General features: G+C 69.4%; 3 protein-coding genes. 2 read left to right on the forward strand and 1 reads right to left on the reverse strand.

Annotated features, from left to right (window positions below):
* Positions 1-346, reverse strand: a 346-nt coding sequence (locus QH283_RS09990) for a LysR family transcriptional regulator (protein ID WP_280502733.1), incomplete at its 3' end; no start/stop codon positions are given.
* A 114-nt stretch (positions 347-460) separates the two neighbouring features.
* Here QH283_RS09990 and QH283_RS09995 point away from each other — a divergent pair.
* Both QH283_RS09995 and QH283_RS10000 read left to right on the forward strand, forming a co-directional pair.
* Positions 461-1,798 carry an NAD(P)/FAD-dependent oxidoreductase gene (locus tag QH283_RS09995; RefSeq protein ID WP_414689721.1) on the forward strand — a complete coding sequence of 446 codons (1,338 nt, stop codon included), beginning with the start codon at positions 461-463 and terminating at the stop codon, positions 1,796-1,798.
* Positions 1,799-1,952: 154 nt separating this feature from the next.
* Positions 1,953-2,864 carry a GNAT family N-acetyltransferase gene (locus tag QH283_RS10000; protein ID WP_280502735.1) on the forward strand — a complete coding sequence of 304 codons (912 nt, stop codon included), beginning with the start codon at positions 1,953-1,955 and terminating at the stop codon, positions 2,862-2,864.
* Positions 2,865-2,886 lie beyond the last annotated feature (22 nt).

Here is a 2,886-nt window from a genome sequence, read left to right on the forward strand (position 1 = left end):
GGGGGGGGCGGGCGCGGGGTATGGCCGACCGGTTGCGGCTGTCGATGGACATTTTGGCGGGGAGGGGGATCCGCGGGCGGGTGGTGCGAGCGGCCGCCCGGATAGCTGATTCCAGACTGAGCATTTGCTTGGCCAGTGGGAGTAGCCTTGTGCTGGCGTCGGTCGGCACCACCGATCGGGTCGAGCGTTCGAACAGCTGGACCCCGAGGTCGTGTTCGAGGCGGGCGATCTGATGACTGATCGCCGACTGCGAGATGAAGCAGCGGGCCGCTGCCCGGCTGAAACTGAGCTCCTCGCACACCGCGACGAAGTACGTGAGCTGCCGAAGCTCCACTTCGATCTCCATTCATGAGCGATTCAGATAAGAGTCATCTGAATTATGCGCCCTGACCCTTGAAATATCTCGGTTCCCGATGACGGTTTGTCATGACGAGGAGGAATGATGAACAACGTCGTTGCCATGGAGACCACGGGGGCCGCAGTGCATGCAGTACACGCCGTCCAGAGCCGGACCGAGCTGGACGGGATCGAATACACCGACGTGGTGATCGTCGGATCGGGCTTCGGAGGTCTCGCCGCTGCCAAGCAGCTGGCCAAATCGGGAGTGAACTACGTGCTCATCTCGAGCACCCGCGAGCACCTGTTCCAGCCGTTGCTGTACCAGGTCGCCACCGGTGTGCTCGGTGCGGACGAGATCGCGCCGCCGATCGCGCGCATCCTGCGCAGGCACGAGAACGGCCAGACCAGGCAGGGCACGGTGATCGGCATCGATCCCGACGCCGCCGTGCTGACCTACCGCACCGACGAGGGCGTGCGCCGCATCCGTTACGGCTCGCTGATCGCCGCCACCGGCGCCTCGCAGTCGTACTTCGGCCGGGACGATTTCGCCGAGAAGACCTACTCGCTGAAGACCATCGATGACGCCAAACTGCTGCGCGCCCAGATCGAGCGCGTGTTCACCGAGGCGGCGAAGGCCGACGAGCGGACCCGCGAGCGCCTGCTGAGCTTCGTGGTCGTCGGCGCGGGCGCGACCGGTGTCGAGGTGGCCGGTCAGCTCACCGAGCTGGCCAAGCGGCACTACCACCAGAAGGTGTCGGTGACCCTGGTCGAGGGCGCGGGCGCGGTGCTGCCGCCCTTCGGCGGCGGGCTGTCGGAGTACGCGAAGAAGTCGCTGAGCGAGGGCGGGGTCGACGTGCTGCTCGACACCTTCGTCACCGACATCGAGCCCGGCCTGGTGACCGTCGAGGACAAGTCGGGCGAGGTGCGCACCATCGCCGCCGAGACCGTGGTGTGGTCGGCGGGCGTACAGGCGGGCGGGTTCGCGAAGCTGCTCGCCGAGGCCACCGGCGCGGAGACCGACCGCGCGGGCAGGCTGCTGATCAATCCCGACCTGACCGTGGGCGGCTACGCCGACATCTACGCCATCGGCGACATGACCTCGCTCAACGGTTACCCCGGCCAGTCGCCGGTGGCCATGCAGGAGGGCCGCCACGCCGCCGACATCATCCGCCGCAAGATCGCGCCCGGCACCCCCTTCGTGTACTGGGACAAGGGCAGCATGGCGGTCATCAGCCGCTTCAGCGCGGTGGCCAAGCTCAACGAGCGCATCACCTTCCGCGGCGTCATCGCCTGGTTCATGTGGCTGGCCGTGCACCTGTTCTACCTGGTGGGCTTCCGCAACCGGTTCGCGGCCGTGGCCTCGTGGCTGGTCGCCTTCATCGGCACCGCCCGCCCCGGCTTCGCCGAGGTGGAGCGCCGCGAGGAGCGGACCGAGGAACGCACGCCGATAGCGGCCTGACCGCCCACCGGTCACGCCGGAGCCGCCTCGGCGCGAACGATTCGCCTCGCCGCGGTGAACACTCGATGTGACCTGTATCTCGTTCACCGGACGGGCATTCCGGCGACACCTCGCGGTCGTCCCCTCGCAGTGTCGGCCTGGCTTCATCATCGACATGACCTCCATGTCTGTGCTGACAGCCCCGGCCGGCTCCGCGGGATCCGGCGCCCCGCCCGCGCGATACGCCCTGGTCGTCGCCTCCGACGCCGCGCACCGCGAGGCGGCCCAGCGGCTGCGTCACGCGGTGTTCGCCGCCGAACCCGGATTCCGGGCGCCCGACGACGGAACGGGCCGCGACGCCGACCGATTCGACCAGTACTGCGACCACCTGCTGGTCCGCGACCGGCGCAGCGGTGAGTTCGTCGGCTGTTACCGGATGCTGCCGCCGGACAAGGCGGCAGCGGCGGGTGGCTACTACACCGCCACCGAATTCGACCTCACCGACCTCGACCCGCACGGCAGGCGCATCGTGGAGATGGGTCGCGCCTGTGTGGCGCCGGGCCACCGCAACGGCTCGGTGCTCACCCTGATGTGGGCGGGCATCCTGCACTACATCCAGCTCACCGGTTACGACCGGGTGATGGGCTGCGTCTCGGTGCCGATGGCGGCACGGCCGGGCGAACCGGAGGGCCACACCGTGCGTGGCGTCCGCGATCTGGTGACGGCCCGGCATCTGACCGCACCGGGCCTGCGGGTGCGTCCGCTGCGCCCGGTCGTCGTCGACGGCCGGTCTCTCGACGAACTGCCCGCGCCCGCCCGCGTGACACTGCCGCCGCTGCTGCGCGGCTATCTGCGCCTCGGCGCGCGGATCTGCGGCGAACCCGCCCACGACCCGGACTTCGGCGTCGCCGATTTCGTCGCCCTGCTCGGCCTGGACTCCCTCGACACCCGCTACTTGGAACGCCTGCGCGGCGCGGCGAACGCCGTGTACGCGGGCAGGTCGGAGAGCGACGCGGGCAGGTCGGAGAGCGACGCGGGCAGGTCGGAGAGCGACGCGGGCAGGTCGGAGAGCGACGCGGGCAGGTAGGAGACACGGCCATGATCCACAC

This window comes from Nocardia farcinica, assembly GCF_029867845.1.
Taxonomy (GTDB): Bacteria; Actinomycetota; Actinomycetes; order Mycobacteriales; family Mycobacteriaceae; genus Nocardia; species Nocardia farcinica_A.

Bases quoted from the DNA above. Each gene is read 5' to 3' on its own strand.
- QH283_RS09995 (WP_414689721.1), top strand. From the start codon at position 461: ATGGAGACCACGGGGGCCGCAGTGCATGCAGTACACGCCGTCCAGAGC.
- QH283_RS10000 (WP_280502735.1), top strand. From the start codon at position 1,953: ATGACCTCCATGTCTGTGCTGACAGCCCCGGCCGGCTCCGCGGGATCC.